Origin of the sequence: Pseudomonas sp. HN2-3, from assembly GCF_020691745.1 — a bacterium.
GTDB classification, from domain to species: Bacteria; Pseudomonadota; Gammaproteobacteria; order Pseudomonadales; family Pseudomonadaceae; genus Aquipseudomonas; species Aquipseudomonas capeferrum.
Genome location: NZ_CP085704.1, coordinates 761,344 through 775,273, shown reverse-complemented (window position 1 = coordinate 775,273; position 13,930 = coordinate 761,344). Strand labels below are relative to the sequence as shown.

Annotated in this window: 15 protein-coding genes; 7 read left to right on the top strand and 8 right to left on the bottom strand. The window is 62.0% G+C overall.

Going from position 1 to position 13,930, the window contains the following annotated elements; genetic code table 11:
• The first annotated feature begins 35 nt into the window (after positions 1-35).
• The 4 genes from mksB (at position 36) to LJX93_RS03515 (ending at position 6,346) form a co-directional block, all read left to right on the top strand.
• Positions 36-1,325, top strand: a complete 1,290-nt coding sequence (gene mksB / locus LJX93_RS03530; RefSeq protein ID WP_033701367.1) for an Mks condensin complex protein MksB — start codon at positions 36-38, stop codon at positions 1,323-1,325.
• On the top strand, positions 1,315-2,022 hold the full coding sequence (gene mksE, locus LJX93_RS03525) for an Mks condensin complex protein MksE (RefSeq protein ID WP_033701368.1): 708 nt from the start codon (positions 1,315-1,317) through the stop codon (positions 2,020-2,022). Before mksB ends, mksE begins: the two co-directional genes overlap by 11 nt.
• Positions 2,019-4,850 (top strand): Mks condensin complex protein MksF, encoded by a 2,832-nt coding sequence (gene mksF, locus LJX93_RS03520; RefSeq protein ID WP_033701369.1) that lies wholly within the window; start codon positions 2,019-2,021, stop codon positions 4,848-4,850. The genes mksE and mksF overlap by 4 nt, the downstream gene beginning before the upstream one ends.
• Before the next feature lie 141 nt (positions 4,851-4,991).
• Positions 4,992-6,346 (top strand): IS3 family transposase gene (locus tag LJX93_RS03515; RefSeq protein ID WP_186666575.1). Its coding sequence is split into 2 segments (ribosomal slippage): positions 4,992-5,462 and positions 5,465-6,346, totalling 1,353 coding nucleotides; the frame shifts between segments, so codons are not numbered across the junction.
• 91 nt (positions 6,347-6,437) lie between these two features.
• Here the strand turns inward: LJX93_RS03515 and LJX93_RS03510 are convergent.
• The 5 genes from LJX93_RS03510 to rplU all read right to left on the bottom strand — a co-directional run bounded on the left by LJX93_RS03510 (position 6,438) and on the right by rplU (position 10,125).
• A complete protein-coding gene (locus tag LJX93_RS03510) occupies positions 6,438-6,899 on the bottom strand; it encodes a CreA family protein (RefSeq protein WP_047582786.1) in 462 nt (153 codons plus the stop codon).
• Positions 6,896-8,014, bottom strand: a complete 1,119-nt coding sequence (gene proB, locus LJX93_RS03505) for a glutamate 5-kinase (protein ID WP_033701371.1) — start codon at positions 8,012-8,014, stop codon at positions 6,896-6,898. Before proB ends, LJX93_RS03510 begins: the two co-directional genes overlap by 4 nt.
• Positions 8,015-8,099: 85 nt before the next feature.
• Positions 8,100-9,326 (bottom strand): Obg family GTPase CgtA, encoded by a 1,227-nt coding sequence (gene cgtA / locus LJX93_RS03500; RefSeq protein WP_033701372.1) that lies wholly within the window; start codon positions 9,324-9,326, stop codon positions 8,100-8,102.
• 188 nt (positions 9,327-9,514) lie between these two features.
• Positions 9,515-9,772: a 50S ribosomal protein L27 gene (gene rpmA / locus LJX93_RS03495; RefSeq protein ID WP_008092023.1), complete on the bottom strand. Its 258-nt coding sequence runs from the start codon at positions 9,770-9,772 to the stop codon at positions 9,515-9,517.
• Positions 9,773-9,810: 38 nt separating this feature from the next.
• Entirely contained in the window at positions 9,811-10,125 is a 315-nt protein-coding gene (rplU, locus tag LJX93_RS03490; RefSeq protein ID WP_003247466.1) for a 50S ribosomal protein L21, read from the bottom strand.
• Positions 10,126-10,370: 245 nt separating this feature from the next.
• Here rplU and LJX93_RS03485 point away from each other — a divergent pair, with 245 nt between their 5' ends.
• From LJX93_RS03485 to LJX93_RS03475, 3 genes are all read left to right on the top strand, one after another.
• Positions 10,371-11,339, top strand: a complete 969-nt coding sequence (locus tag LJX93_RS03485; protein ID WP_227696756.1) for a polyprenyl synthetase family protein — start codon at positions 10,371-10,373, stop codon at positions 11,337-11,339.
• A 153-nt stretch (positions 11,340-11,492) separates the two neighbouring features.
• Positions 11,493-11,834, top strand: coding sequence for a zinc ribbon domain-containing protein YjdM (locus tag LJX93_RS03480; protein WP_033701376.1), 342 nt, complete (start codon positions 11,493-11,495; stop codon positions 11,832-11,834).
• A 151-nt stretch (positions 11,835-11,985) separates the two neighbouring features.
• On the top strand, positions 11,986-12,231 hold the full coding sequence (locus LJX93_RS03475; RefSeq protein ID WP_003256316.1) for a hypothetical protein: 246 nt from the start codon (positions 11,986-11,988) through the stop codon (positions 12,229-12,231).
• 26 nt (positions 12,232-12,257) lie between these two features.
• Here the strand turns inward: LJX93_RS03475 and LJX93_RS03470 are convergent, their stop codons facing one another.
• The 3 genes from LJX93_RS03470 to LJX93_RS03460 all read right to left on the bottom strand — a co-directional run bounded on the left by LJX93_RS03470 (position 12,258) and on the right by LJX93_RS03460 (position 13,864).
• Entirely contained in the window at positions 12,258-12,875 is a 618-nt protein-coding gene (locus LJX93_RS03470) for an FKBP-type peptidyl-prolyl cis-trans isomerase (RefSeq protein ID WP_033701378.1), read from the bottom strand.
• Between the two features lie 85 nt (positions 12,876-12,960).
• A complete protein-coding gene (locus LJX93_RS03465; RefSeq protein ID WP_033701379.1) occupies positions 12,961-13,266 on the bottom strand; it encodes a DUF6482 family protein in 306 nt (101 codons plus the stop codon).
• 109 nt (positions 13,267-13,375) lie between these two features.
• A complete protein-coding gene (locus LJX93_RS03460) occupies positions 13,376-13,864 on the bottom strand; it encodes a TIGR00645 family protein (RefSeq protein ID WP_016501546.1) in 489 nt (162 codons plus the stop codon).
• Positions 13,865-13,930: the final 66 nt, after the last annotated feature.

The window sequence follows — 13,930 nt, the reverse complement described above, 5'->3', positions numbered from 1 at the left end:
AATCGCCCCCTTTTTCTTGGCAACGAGTCGAAGCCATGATCGAACCCAAGCGCGTCCTGCGCGCCCTAGCCGAACACTGGGCCCTGATCGAGCCGCTGTGCGAACGTTTCGACCAGGGCACCCTGAGCCTGGTCGAACTGCGTCAGCATGTGGCCCGCCAGCAGGTCGAGAGTACCCCGCAGGACATCACCCAGCTGCTCGACGTGTGGATCCGCCTGGATATCCTGGTGCCGGTGGCCAAGAGCCCGAACCGCTTCGAGCTCAACGCCCAGATCCACGACTTCCTCGCCTACCTACGCCGCGAACACCGCTTGGGCCTGTGCCTGGAGATCGAAGCCTACCTGCGCCACCTGGAACGCCTTGCCGGGCACATCCAGGATGCCTTCGACAACCGCGACAGCGACGACCTGGCGCGCCAGTTGCGCCTGCTCGACATGCGCGTGCGCGATGTGCTGAAGAAGCTCGACAACGACGAGCAGGCGCTGGTGGCCGTGGCCGAGCGGGCCAAGACCAGCAACCGCCAGATCCCGCTGCGCCAGCGCTACGCTGAAGTCCTCGCAACCTGGGACGAGTACGTCGAGCCGATGATCCAGCTGGTCAACGCCGACGGCGCCTTCGAACAGGGCGTGCGCAAGGTCGAAACCGTGCTGCTGCGCCTGCTGGGCGAGCAGGCGCGCCTGGGCCACCTGGTCGACGACGACATGCTGCTGCGTACCCACGCGCGCATCCTGGAAATGCAGACCAGCGCCCAGCTGACCCTGCGCCACGCCCGTGAACTGCTGCTGCCACTGCGCGAAGAAGCGCGCCGGCACAACGCCGTGACCCGTGGCGCCGCCCTGGCGCTGTCGGTGATCCGCCGCAAGGGCATCGATGCCGTGCCGCAAGCGGCCATGCCGATGTTCACCCGGCCGCAGAGCACCTTCCTCGGCAGCGCCAGCCAGGTCGAGGCCTATGTCTACGCTTTGGCCCGCTTCGAGCCCAAGCCTGCGCGCTTCCCCAAGGCGCACAAGACCGACAAAGACCCGTTGCCGCGCGCGCCACGCACGGTCAAGGAAATGCTCGAACGCTGCGAGCAGGCCCTGCCGCTGCCCGACCTGATGGTCTGGCTACTGGAGCAGGAGCCCGACGGCGCCACCGACGAACTGCTGTACTGGTTCTCGCGCCTGTCGCGCGAGAAGCGCTTCCAGCGCGAGCGCCTCGAACGCCGCGACTACACCACCCACGAACACCTGGTCAGCCTGCGCTCGTTCGCCCTGACGTCCAGCCGTGAAGACGTCGCCAGAACGACTGCCGAATCCAACGCGAGCCCAGCCAATGCATCTTGATCTTTCCGAACTGTCCCAGCTCGCACCGATCTTCCGCGAGCTGTTCAAAGGTTTCCACGTCAGCCGCCGTGACCCCGAGCTGTACGCTCAGCTGTCGAACTTCCAGGACCAGTACCGCACCCTGTTCAAGGCCCTGGGCTTCGAATTGGTGTGCGACACCCGTGGTTTCTATTACTTCGTGCCCGAGCTTGCCGCCGCGCAGGTCAACAAGACCGCCCAGCGCCTGTCGCTGTTCACCTTCATCCTGGTCGAGCACCTGGCCGACCAGGGCCGCGACCCAATGGCCGTGCTCGACGGCGGCAGCATTGGCCGCGACGAACTGCCATCGCTGCTGGAAAAGTACCGCGACCTGTTCCTGCAGGCCGAAGTGCAAACCGTCGAAGAACTGGAAGAAAAAATCCTGCGGCGCATGACCCAGCTCGGCTTCGCCTTCGAGGAAGGCGGTATCTACCGCTTCCTGCCGCCGATGCATCGCTTCCTCGACGTCTGCCTGTCGGTGCAGCAGGACCGCGACCTGGCCGCCACCCTGCACAGCGACCTGCCTTTGCCGACCCCGGTACTGGCCGAGGAAGAAAGCCCGGAGCAACTCAACCGCACCGACGACCCGCTCGACCTGTCGCCATTCGAAGGCGACGAGAGCGAAGAGGACGCCCTGGCCCGGGCCATCCGCGAAGAGCAACAGGAGATTGACGCATGAGCCAGGAACGCTACGGCATCCGCCGCTTTGCTTTGCTCAACACCGCCGGCTACAGCCTTGGCCTGTTCCCGCTGGAGCACCCGCTGTCGGTGTACGGCGCCAACAACCTGGGTAAATCGGCCTCGATCAACGCCCTGCAGTTCCCGATCCTGGCGCGCATGTCCGACATGAGCTTCGGCAAGTACAGCCTGGAGCAGTCGCGTCGCTTCTACTTCGCCAGCGACACCTCGTACATCCTCTGCGAACTGAACCTGCCCCACGGCCCGCACGTGATCGGCGTGGTCGGCCGCGGCCCGGGCGGCGGTTTCGGCCACCAGTTCTTCGCCTACAAAGGCGAACTGGACCTGGCCCACTACCAGAAGAACGACACCTGCCTGCGTCAGAAAGAGCTGTTCACCAACCTCGAGCGCCTGGGCCTGAAGGCCTACGAGCTCAAGCCCGACGAGCTGCGTCGGCTGCTGGTCGGCGGCCACACCTCGGTGCCGCTGGACCTGACCATGATCCCGCTGCGCTCGACCAGCGAGCAAAGCCTGAAAACCTTCCGCGCGTTGTTCATCAACCTGCTGCACATGCGCGAGATCACCGCAGCCAAGCTCAAGCAGCTGTTCCTCGACGCCTTCGAGCACAGCCTGCGCTCGGGCAGCGTCGACTACATCGCGGCCTGTGAAGAAGCCTTCCGCGACGTGCGCCGCATGGAGCAGGACTACAACGCCCTGGTCGCCGCCGGCCCGCTGGTCGAGGCCCTCGCCGGTGGCGTTGCCCAGCGCGACATTCTGCGCGGCAAGCTGCACCGCCTCTCGCCCCTGCTCGACAACCTGCTGGGCACCTGGCAGGAATACGCCATGGCGCGCAAGGAAGAGCTGGTCATCCAGTCCGAGCACTACCGTGGCGAACAGGACCGGCTGCAGAACGACCAACGCGGAGGCACCCAAGAACTGATGCGGCTGGAGCGTGAGATCACCGGCATCCAGCGCTGGCTCGGCGAGCTGTCGGTGCTCAAGCGCCGCTTCGCCCTGGTCGATGACGTCAAGGTCCTGGAGCAGCAGTTGCTGGCCGCCAAGGATGCCCACGACGAACTGGCCGGCGCCCTGGCCCAGTCGCGGCAGTTCTCTGCCGAAGACCTGGACGAGCGCGTACGCGACCTGGAAAAACGCGTCAAGCAGGTCAAGCAGCAGCTCGACCACGCCGACAACAACAGCTATGCCCGCCTGCGCGAAGAGTTCTCGCAGCAGGACGTCGACCGCCTGATGCGCCTGTTCAACGGCGCGCTGTTCAGCCTGCCGCTGGGCGAGCGCGGCATCGAACTGGACGACAGCGACCTGTGGGTGAAGTCGCTGGAAGCGGTGCTCGATGGCTTCAAAGGCGAGCGCTTCGAGGCTCCGGGCCTTTCCATCGATATCTCGCACATCGACCCACCAGCCCTGCAGGCGCTGGCCGACCGCGCCGCCCTGCGCGACCAGAAGGACCGCCTGGAGCGCGAGCTCAAGCAGCTCAAGACCCAGCAGGCCGTGGCCGCCGACCGCTCCGCCTCCAAGGCGCAGACGGAAACCCTGTACCAGGCCGTACTGGATGCGCAGAAGGCGCTGGAAGACTTCCGTCGCAGCGAAACGCTGGCGGCCGAAGAACCCGAGAAACTGGAGCACTTGTCACAACTGGAAGCGGCCCAGGACGAGCTCAAACGCTCCAGCGATGCCTTCACCGAGCGCGTCCAGCAACTGTCGGCCAAGCTGCAACTGGTCGGCCGCCAGCTCGGCGACCTGGAGTCCAAGCAGCGCACCCTTGAAGACGCCCTGCGCCGCCGCCAGCTGCTGCCGGCCGACCTGCCTTACGGCACGCCGTTCATGGAAGCGGTCGACGACTCGATGGACAACCTGCTGCCGATGCTCAACGACTACCAGGACAGCTGGCAGGGCTTGCAGCGGGTGGACAACCAGATCGAGGCGCTGTACGCCCAGGTGCGCCTAAAGGGCGTGGCCAAGTTCGACAGCGAAGACGACATGGAGCGCCGCCTGCAACTGCTGGTCAACGCCTACGCGCACCGCACCGATGAGGCCCTGACCCTGGCCAAGGCGCGCCGCGCCGCAGTCACCGACATCGCCCGGACCCTGCGCAACATCCGTAGCGACTACGACAGCCTCGAGCACCAACTGGCGCTGTTCAACCGCGAGATCAACAAACGCCAGGTGTCCAACCTGCAGAGCTTCCGCGTGGTGCTGGCACCGAACAAGGAAGCGCTCAAGCACATCGACCAGATCATCCACAGCGCCGGCCAGTACGAGGAAGGCGAAACCCTGTCGGTGTTCGACCTGACGCAGAACTCCGACCAGGACCACAAGAACGAAGAGGCCAAGGAGTACCTGGCACGGCTGGTGGCGGCCAACCACAACCAGCTGGGCCTCAAGGACCTGTTCGAACTGGCCTTCGAGATCACCAAGGTCAATGGCCAGCCGGTGATCCACGCCGACATCGACGGCGCCGCGTCCAACGGCACCACCATGACCATCAAGGCGCTGACCAACATGTACTTGTTGCTGCACCTGATGGACCGTGACCTGGCCGGGCGCATTCGCCTGCCGTACTACCTCGACGAGGCGGCAGACATCGACGAACGCAACCAGGCGGCCTTGCTGGAAACCAGCCTGCAACTGGGCTTTGTGCCGATTCTGGCGAGTGTGAAGCCACAGGTGTCGGCCAAGGTGGCGATCGACCTGGAAGGCGGTAGCGGGCCGAATGGTATCTACATCGATGAGGCGGACTGGAAGTTCATCAGCCGGCTGGATGAGGTGAAGGCCGACGTGCGTGAGGATCAGGCCGAAGAACTGGCCTGATTACTCTTCGATAGGGGCCGCTTTGCGGCCCAATCGCGGGGCAAGCCCGCTCCCACAACTACCCCGCCGCCTGTGATGACTGTGCTGAATTTGGACTGCCCCCAAGAAGTTGGACAAAAAATCCAACCCTTGGGGGGACCGATGGGCAAATACACAGAGCAGTTCAAACTCACAGCCATCTCAGCCTACCTAGATGGTAGCGATGGCTTCCGAAAAGTAGCCCAGCGTTTCGGTATCGACGTCAGTCTGCTGCGCCGGTGGGTCTCCAGCTATCAGAGCAAGTCCAGCCTTAGTCCGCGCTCGCACGGGCAGCGCTATGACGACGACTTCAAGCGCCAAGTGCTGAGCCACATGCACGAGCATCGTCTCTCTCTTCGCCAAACCGCTGCGCATTTTGGCCTCGGCCAGTCCTCGCAGATAGGCAACTGGCAGCGGCAGTACTACAGTGGTAGCCCTGTAGCCCCTGTCATCCGCCAGAAAAAGCCGATTAAAGTGCCGAAGAAGATTAAACCAGCAAAGCCCACAGATACCGACGATTCGCAAAAGCCCAGAGACCAGCTGATGGCTGAGCTTGAGTATCTGCGCATGGAGAACGCTGTCCTAAAGGAGCTCAAGGCTCTGCGCGAGGAAAAGGAACGAATACCGGCGAAAAAGTCCTGATCGTTTCCAAACTCAAACGTAGATTCCCTTTGCCTGACCTGCTGCGGCTGATCGGACTGGCTCGCAGCACTTTTTACTACCAGGTACAGAGCCAACAGAAGCCGGATAAATACGCGGAGCTTAAAGAGAGAATTCGGCAGGTCTATCACAAAGAGAAGGGGCGTTACGGGTATCGGCGCGTTGCACTAGCAATCAGAAAAGAGGGGCCGCTAGTCAACAAGAAGGTCGTTGAGAAACTGATGACTGGGCTGGGTCTGAAGTCACTGGTGCGACCCAAGAAATATCGGTCGTACCGAGGTACTGTCGGCAAGATAGCGATGAATCTGCTGGAGCGTAATTTCGTCGCCCAGCGCCCCAACCAGAAATGGGTGAGTGACGTAACCGAGTTCAAGGTGGCGCAACAGAAGCTCTATCTTTCGCCTGTGATGGATTTGTATAACGGGGAAATCATCGCCTACGAGACGGCCAGTCGCCCACAGTACAGCCTGGTTGGGAACATGCTCGACAAGGCACTCAAGACCCTGGGGGAGAAGCCGAAACTCGTGCTCCACACCGATCAGGGGTGGCAGTACCAGCAGGCTCAGTATCGCCAGAAACTGCGCAGTTGTGGAGTGAAGCAGAGCATGTCTCGTAAAGGCAATTGCCTAGATAATGCAGCTATGGAAAGCTTCTTCGGCACGCTCAAGTCAGAATTTTTCTACCTCAAGCGGTTTGAGAATGTTGATGAATTGAAAGCGGGCTTGGATGAGTACATCCACTACTACAACCATGACCGCATCAAGCTGAGGCTCAATGGCCTGAGCCCTGTCGAGTACAGGACCCAGGCGGCAGCATAGAACTGTCCAACTTTTTGGGGGCAGTCCATTTTGTGGGAGCGGGCTTGCCCCGCGAAAGGAGGCCAAAGGCCTCCCAACTTTCACCGGCCTATCAATGAGCCCAAGGCAAGATCGGAATCGCCGTCACCGCATTCTGCGGGCTGCCTTCGATCATGCGGTCGCTATACACCAGGTACACCAAGGTATTGCGCTTCTTGTCGAGGAAGCGCACCACCTGCATGGTCTTGAACACCAGCGAGGTGCGTTCCTTGAACACTTCTTCGCCGTCTTTGAGCTCACCCTTGAAGTTGATCGGCCCCACCTGACGGCAGGCAATCGACGCCTCGGCACGGTCCTCAGCCAGGCCCAGGCCGCCCTTCATACCGCCCGTCTTGGCGCGCGACAGGTAGCACGTCACACCCTCGACCTTGGGGTCATCAAAAGCCTCGACCACAATGCGGTCGTTCGGCCCGAGGAACTTGAACACGGTCGACACCTGGCCAACCTCTTCCGCTGCGGCCAGCATCGGCAGTGCCAATGCCGCCACGGCAATCACCCGCTTGAACCTATTCATACCAGCACCAGGTTGTCGCGGTGCACCAGCTCCGGCTCGGCGCTGTAACCGAGCAGGGCCTCGATGGCATCGGACGACTGGCCGATGATTTTCTGCGCTTCGAGGGCGCTGTAGTTGGCCAGGCCGCGGGCCACTTCAAGGCCGTCCGGGCCGACGCAAACCACCATCTCGCCACGGCGGAAACTGCCCTGCACGGTCTTCACGCCAACCGGCAACAGGCTCTTGTTGGCCTGGCGCAGTGCCTGCACGGCGCCGGCGTCGAGCACCAGCGTGCCACGGGTTTGCAGGTGCCCGGCCAGCCACTGCTTGCGCGCAGCGAGCATGCCGCGTTCAGGCGACAGCAAGGTGCCCAGGCGCTCACCACCCTTGAGGCGATCAAGCACGCGCTCGATGCGGCCACCGATGATGATGGTATGCGCACCGGAACGTGCCGCCAGGCGTGCGGCGCGCAGCTTGGTCTGCATACCGCCACGGCCCAGCGCGCCACCGGTGCCACCGGCCACGGCGTCGAGCGCCGGGTCGTCGGCACGGGCTTCATAGATCAGTTGGGCTTCGGGGTTGTTGCGCGGGTCGGCGTCGAACATGCCGTCGCGGTCGGTGAGAATCACCAGCAGGTCGGCTTCCACCAGGTTGGCCACCAGCGCGGCCAAAGTGTCGTTGTCGCCGAAGCGGATCTCGTCGGTGACCACGGTGTCGTTTTCGTTGATCACCGGCACCACGCCGAGGTCGACCAACGTGCGCAGGGTGCTGCGCGCGTTCAGGTAACGTTTGCGGTCGGACAGGTCGTCATGGGTCAGGAGGATCTGCGCGGTGTGCTTGCCGTGCTCGCCGAAGCTCGACTCCCAGGCCTGCACCAGGCGCATCTGGCCGATCGAAGCGGCGGCCTGCAGCTCGTTCATCGCGCTCGGTCGCGAGGTCCAGCCCAGCTGGCTCATGCCCGCTGCCACTGCCCCCGAAGAGACCAGCACCAACTCCACGCCTGCCTCACGCAGCGCGACCATCTGCTCGACCCAAACGGCCATTGCGCCGCGATCCAGGCCTTTGCCATCGGCGGTCAGCAGCGCACTGCCAATCTTCACGACCCAGCGCTTGGCGCCCGTCACCTTGCTTCGCATCTTCTTCCAACCTATGTCGAATCTGTAGATACAGTGGATACAAAAACGCCGCTCCAGAGAGCGGCGTTTAGTGTACTGCAACCGGTCAGTCGCGCACGTAAATGATTTCCGGGCCGTCTTCGTCGTCCTCGAAATCATCGTCCCAACCGTCATCGTCGCCGATGTCGTGGACGCTCTTGACGCCTGTGCGACGCAGGGTACGGGCGTCGTCCAGAGCCTGCAGCTGGGCGCGGGCTTCGTCTTCGATGCGCTGGTCGAGGTCGGCCAGCTCGGCGGCGAAGACCGGGTCGTTGGCCAGGCGGTCGGCGCGGTCTTCGAGGTAGCGCATCAGGTCGTGGCTGAGCTTGTCGGTGCCCTGCTTGGAGATGGCCGAGATCACGTAGACCGGGCCTTCCCACTGCAAGCGCTCGACCACTTCCTTGACCCGCTCGTCGCGCTCGTCGTCCATGACCATGTCAGACTTGTTCAGCACCAGCCAGCGCTCACGCTCGGCCAGCGACGGGCTGAAGCGGGTCAGCTCGTTGACGATCACTTCTGCGGCATCGGCCGGGCTGCTTTCGTCCAGCGGCGCCATGTCGACCAGGTGCAGCAGCACGCGGGTACGCGCCAGGTGCTTGAGGAAGCGGATACCCAGGCCGGCACCGTCGGATGCGCCTTCGATCAGGCCGGGGATGTCGGCAATGACGAAGCTCTTCCAGCGGTCGACGCTGACCACGCCCAGGTTCGGCACCAGAGTGGTGAACGGGTAGTCGGCGACTTTCGGCTTGGCAGCCGACACCGAACGGATGAAGGTGCTCTTGCCAGCGTTTGGCAGGCCGAGCAGGCCGACGTCGGCCAGGACCTTCATTTCCATTTTCAGGTCGCGCTGATCACCTGGCTTGCCCGGGGTGGTCTGACGCGGCGCACGGTTGGTGCTCGACTTGAAGCGGGTGTTGCCCAGGCCGTGCCAGCCGCCTTGGGCGACCATCAGCTTCTGGCCAGGGGTGATCAGGTCACCGATCACTTCCTGGGTGGTGGCGTCGATCACCGTGGTGCCGACCGGCACCCGCAGGAACAGGTCTTCACCCTTCTTGCCGGTGCAGTCGGTGCTGCCACCATTGGCGCCCCGCTGGGCCTCATGGTGACGGGTGTAGCGGTAGTCGACCAGGGTGTTGAGGTTTTCGTCGGCAACCATGTACACCGAACCGCCGTCACCACCGTCGCCGCCGTTAGGCCCACCGTTTTCGATGAATTTTTCGCGACGGAAGCTCATGCAACCGTTACCGCCGTCACCGGCTTTGACTCGAATCGATACTTCGTCAACAAACTTCATTAAAACCGCCCCTCGTCTTCCGACGAGCTGAATACTTAAAAAACCTGAGGCTCTTGCAAAAATGAGCGCGGCGGCCCCGTACGACCGTAGAAACCCACGCCGGCAGCCCATACAAACAGCTTTGCAAGAGGCTCACCACAAACGAAAAAGCCCCGTCGCATGACGGGGCTTCTGGAGCGACGTCGCGATTAGGCTGCGACGATGCTCACGTAACGGCGGTTGAACTCGCCTTTCTTCTCGAACTTGATCACGCCTTCGATCTTGGCGAACAGGGTGTGATCCTTGCCCATGCCAACGCCGTAGCCGGCGTGGAACTGGGTGCCGCGCTGACGGACGATGATGTTGCCGGCCTTGACGACCTGGCTGCCATACATCTTCACGCCAAGGCGTTTCGATTCTGAGTCGCGACCGTTACGGGTACTACCACCAGCCTTCTTGTGAGCCATGGTTCAATTCTCCAAATAAATTCAGGGGATCTAGGGGATTAAGCCTGGATGCCGGTGATTTTGATCTCGGTGAACCACTGGCGGTGGCCCATACGCTTCATGTGGTGCTTACGACGACGGAACTTGATGATGCGGACTTTATCGTGACGGCCTTGCGAAACGACTTCAGCAACAACTTTAGCGCCGGCGACGACTGGAGCGCCGATGGTGACTTCTTCACCGTTGGCAACCAGCAGAACGCGATCGAAAGTCACGGATTCGCCAGTGGCGACTTCCAGTTTTTCGATCTTGAGGAATTCACCTTCAGCGACTTTGTACTGCTTGCCGCCGGTAACGATTACTGCGTAAGACATGGGTATTTCTCCGATAATCCTGCTCACCCAGCGCTTTATATGATGAGTATTGGCTGGCATGGCTGCATGGGGCTGGAACGGCCCGGTGCAATTGCGTAAGGCAGGTGCTGCCCAGGAAGTTAGGGTGCGCGATTGTACGCAACCCCGGTTTTGCTTGCAAGTACCGCCCCCGTGGCGCTGGCACCGCGCCTTGACACACCGGGACCCGCGACCTAGCATGCCGCGCAACGTTAATGGAGCAGCCGATGCAACCCCAAACCTTCTACCGCGCGGTGGCTGATGATTTCAGCGCCGTCGACGAGATCATCAAGAAGCAGCTGACCTCGCGCGTGCCGCTGGTATCGAAGATCGGCGACTATATCACGTCGGCCGGTGGCAAGCGCCTGCGTCCCCTGCTGGTCCTGCTGTGTGGCAAGGCCCTGGGCCGCGAAGGCGACGACCTGCGCCTGCTGGCAGCGACCATCGAGTTCCTGCACACCGCCACCTTGCTGCACGACGACGTGGTCGACATGTCCGGCATGCGCCGCGGCCGTTCCACCGCCAATGCACTGTGGGGCAACGCACCGAGCGTGCTGGTGGGCGACTTCCTTTATTCGCGCTCGTTCGAAATGATGGTCGAACTGGGTTCGATGCCGGTCATGCAGATCCTCTCCAAGGCCACCCGCGTCATCGCCGAGGGTGAAGTGCTGCAGCTGTCGCGCGTGCGCGATGCCAGCACCACGGAAGAAGTGTACATGGAGGTCATCCGCGGCAAGACCGCCATGCTGTTCGAGGCCTCGACCCACAGCGCCGCCGCGCTGGCCGGCGCCAGCGACGCGCAGCGCGAAGCCCTGCGCACCTTCGGCGACCACCTGGGTGTGGCCTTCCAGCTGGTCGACGACCTGCTGGACTACAAGGGTGACTCGCAGACCCTGGGCAAGAACGTCGGTGACGACCTGGCCGAGGGCAAGCCGACCCTGCCGCTGATCTACACCATGCGCGAAGGCACGCCTGAACAGGCTGCGCTGGTGCGCCAGGCGATCCAGAAGGGTGGCCTTGAAGACCTCGAGCAGATCCGTGCAGCGGTCGAAGCCTCGGGCGCGCTTGACTACACCGCGCAGATGGCCCGTGACTACGTGAAGCGGGCCATCGAGTGCCTGGAAGTGCTGCCGGCCAGTGAATATCGCAATGCGTTGATCGAGCTGAGCGAGTTTGCGGTAGCGCGTACGCACTAACATCGCGCCACCTTCATCGCGGGCAAGCCCGCTCCTACAGGTCCATGTAGGAGCGGGCTTGCCCGCGATGCTTTTGCAAGGACAAAACACTTCACAGAGAAAACCTTATACAATATAGGCCTTTTCAACTGCCTGTCTGTTTAAGGAACCGAAGTGAGCACTTTGCCGCCCTGCCCCAAATGCAATTCCGAATACACCTACGAGGATGGCACCCAGCTGATCTGCCCCGAGTGCGCGCACGAGTGGTCGGCCAACGGCGAAGCCGATGCCGCCAGCGATGACGTGGTGAAAAAGGATTCGGTCGGCAATGTGCTGCAGGACGGCGACACGGTCACCGTCATCAAGGACCTCAAGGTCAAGGGCTCGTCCCTGGTGGTCAAGGTCGGCACCAAGGTCAAGAACATCCGCCTGTGCGACGGCGACCACGACATCGATTGCAAGATCGACGGCATCGGCGCCATGAAGCTGAAGTCCGAGTTCGTGCGCAAGGTCTGACCCTCGGGTGCGACGGGGCTACCTTTCTGGTGGCCCTGACAGATCCTGCAACAGGGTCACTGCACCATTCGGCAAAAATACGCCAATAGACCCTTGCTATTTTGATAATAAGAATTATTCTCATTGGAACTGCTATCCAAGGAGAATAGCCATGACCTATCTGATCGACGCCTGGCTGGACCGCCCTCACCCTTACCTGCGCATCTTGCATCGCGAGACCGGCGAAGTGTGCGCGGTGCTTGAAGAAGAAGCCCTTGATGAACTGCGCGACCAGGGCGACCTGGACATGAGCGGGCTGAATTCGAGTGAGCCTGGGGTGCTCAAGGAGCTGGTGCGGAATTTGTTTCTGTTCTGCTATGCGCGGGCGTTGCGCCCTGGGGGGACGGATTGGAACTGAGGCCGGCTAAGCCGGCCCCATAGGCATTACAGAACGTCGAGCAGCTCGACGTCGAACACCAGTACGCTGTGCGGCGGGATGCTGCCAACGCCTTGGGCGCCGTAGGCCAGCTCGCTCGGCACGTACAGGCGCCATTTGCTGCCAGCGTTCATCAGCTGCAGGGCTTCGGTCCAGCCAGCGATCACGCCGCCTACCGGGAATTCAGCCGGCTGGCCACGCTCGTAGGAGCTGTCGAACACGGTGCCATCGATCAGGGTGCCGTGGTAGTGGGTGCGCACGTTGCTTTCGCGGGTCGGCTTGGCGCCTTCACCTGCGGTCAGCACTTCGAACTGCAGGCCCGAAGCCAGGGTGGTGATGCCTTCGCGCTTGGCGTTTTCGGCCAGGAATTCCTTGCCGGCACCAGCCGCTGCTTCAGCCTTGGCAGCTGCCTCGGCTTGCATGATGTCGCGGATGACCTTGAAGCTGGCCGACAGGTCGGCTTCGCTGACGCGGCTGTCGGCGCCGTTGAAGGCGTCGGTCAGGCCGGCCAGGATGGCGTCCAGGCTGACGCCTGGTGGCGGGTTGTCACGCAGTTGGCCACCCAGCTGACGGCCGATGCCGTAGCTGACGCGGGTTTCGTCGGTAGACAGGTTGAGTTCGGACATTGTCGTGCTCCACTGCAGGGCGCAGTGAAGCCGCGCCCTTGATGAAAAGGGCGAGCAGCCTAGCACAATGGGGCGCCTGGAGCAGCTACCAGGCCGAACGCTGGGAAATCGGTACTTTCAGGTCTTCTTCGGGGTGCGTGCCCATGCCGCACATTTCGTCCTGCACTGACCAGTGCAACAGGTTCAGTGACAGCAATGGAAGGGCTTTGAGCAGGTCACGCGCTTCTTCCACGGAGTGCACGCGCAAGCGTTGCCCGCGGCTGTCGGAAAGCGGATGCGCACGGCCCTTGACCCGGGCCTCAAGCAGGTAATCACCACCTTCGATGGCGATCAGGTTGAGTTCGTCGACATGGCCAACCCTGGCCTCGGTATTGAGCTGATGCAGGTTCATGAGAGCACCTCGCAGCGGGAACCGCATGAGTGCTCATTTTTTGTACAGGGCCAGGGAATACACAAGGTAAAACTGACGCCACTCGTCAGTTTTACCCTATCAGGCGGGCTCAGTGCTTGGTGAGCTTGTCCAGGTAACCCATGCAGAAGGCCGACACCACGAAGGTCATGTGGATGATCACGTACCACATCAGATAGTCGGTGGAGATGTTCTGTGCGTCCATGAACACGCGCAGCAGGTGAATCGACGAAATGGCGACGATCGAGGCAGCAACTTTCATCTTCAGCGAAGATGAGTCCATCTTGCCGAGCCAGTTGAGCTTCTCTTTGCTGTCGTCGATGTCCAGTTGCGAGACGAAGTTCTCGTAGCCGGAAATCATCACCATCACCAGCAGGCCACCCACCAGCGACATGTCGATCAGCGACAGGATCACCAGGATCAGGTCGGCTTCGCTCAGGGCAAATACGTTGGGCAGGACGTGAACGACTTCCTGGAAGAACTTCAGGGCCAGGGCCAACAGCCCGAGGGACAAGCCGAAGTAGATAGGGGCGAGCAGCCAGCGCGAGGCATACATCGCATTTTCGAGAATACGTTCCATGGAGGGTAGGGACTCGTCAGGTGACTAAAAAAGCGACGGCGAGTATAGCCAGCCACCTGCTGCAGC

Coding starts and splice junctions, on each gene's coding strand:
- rpmA (WP_008092023.1), bottom strand. CDS start 9,772: ATGGCTCACAAGAAGGCTGGTGGTAGTACCCGTAACGGTCGCGACTCA.
- LJX93_RS03475 (WP_003256316.1), top strand. CDS start 11,986: ATGACCTATCTGATCGACGCCTGGCTGGACCGCCCTCACCCTTACCTG.
- LJX93_RS03485 (WP_227696756.1), top strand. CDS start 10,371: ATGCAACCCCAAACCTTCTACCGCGCGGTGGCTGATGATTTCAGCGCC.
- proB (WP_033701371.1), bottom strand. CDS start 8,014: ATGCGAAGCAAGGTGACGGGCGCCAAGCGCTGGGTCGTGAAGATTGGC.
- LJX93_RS03510 (WP_047582786.1), bottom strand. CDS start 6,899: ATGAATAGGTTCAAGCGGGTGATTGCCGTGGCGGCATTGGCACTGCCG.
- LJX93_RS03465 (WP_033701379.1), bottom strand. CDS start 13,266: ATGAACCTGCATCAGCTCAATACCGAGGCCAGGGTTGGCCATGTCGAC.
- cgtA (WP_033701372.1), bottom strand. CDS start 9,326: ATGAAGTTTGTTGACGAAGTATCGATTCGAGTCAAAGCCGGTGACGGC.
- mksF (WP_033701369.1), top strand. CDS start 2,019: ATGAGCCAGGAACGCTACGGCATCCGCCGCTTTGCTTTGCTCAACACC.
- LJX93_RS03460 (WP_016501546.1), bottom strand. CDS start 13,864: ATGGAACGTATTCTCGAAAATGCGATGTATGCCTCGCGCTGGCTGCTC.
- LJX93_RS03470 (WP_033701378.1), bottom strand. CDS start 12,875: ATGTCCGAACTCAACCTGTCTACCGACGAAACCCGCGTCAGCTACGGC.
- rplU (WP_003247466.1), bottom strand. CDS start 10,125: ATGTCTTACGCAGTAATCGTTACCGGCGGCAAGCAGTACAAAGTCGCT.
- mksE (WP_033701368.1), top strand. CDS start 1,315: ATGCATCTTGATCTTTCCGAACTGTCCCAGCTCGCACCGATCTTCCGC.
- mksB (WP_033701367.1), top strand. CDS start 36: ATGATCGAACCCAAGCGCGTCCTGCGCGCCCTAGCCGAACACTGGGCC.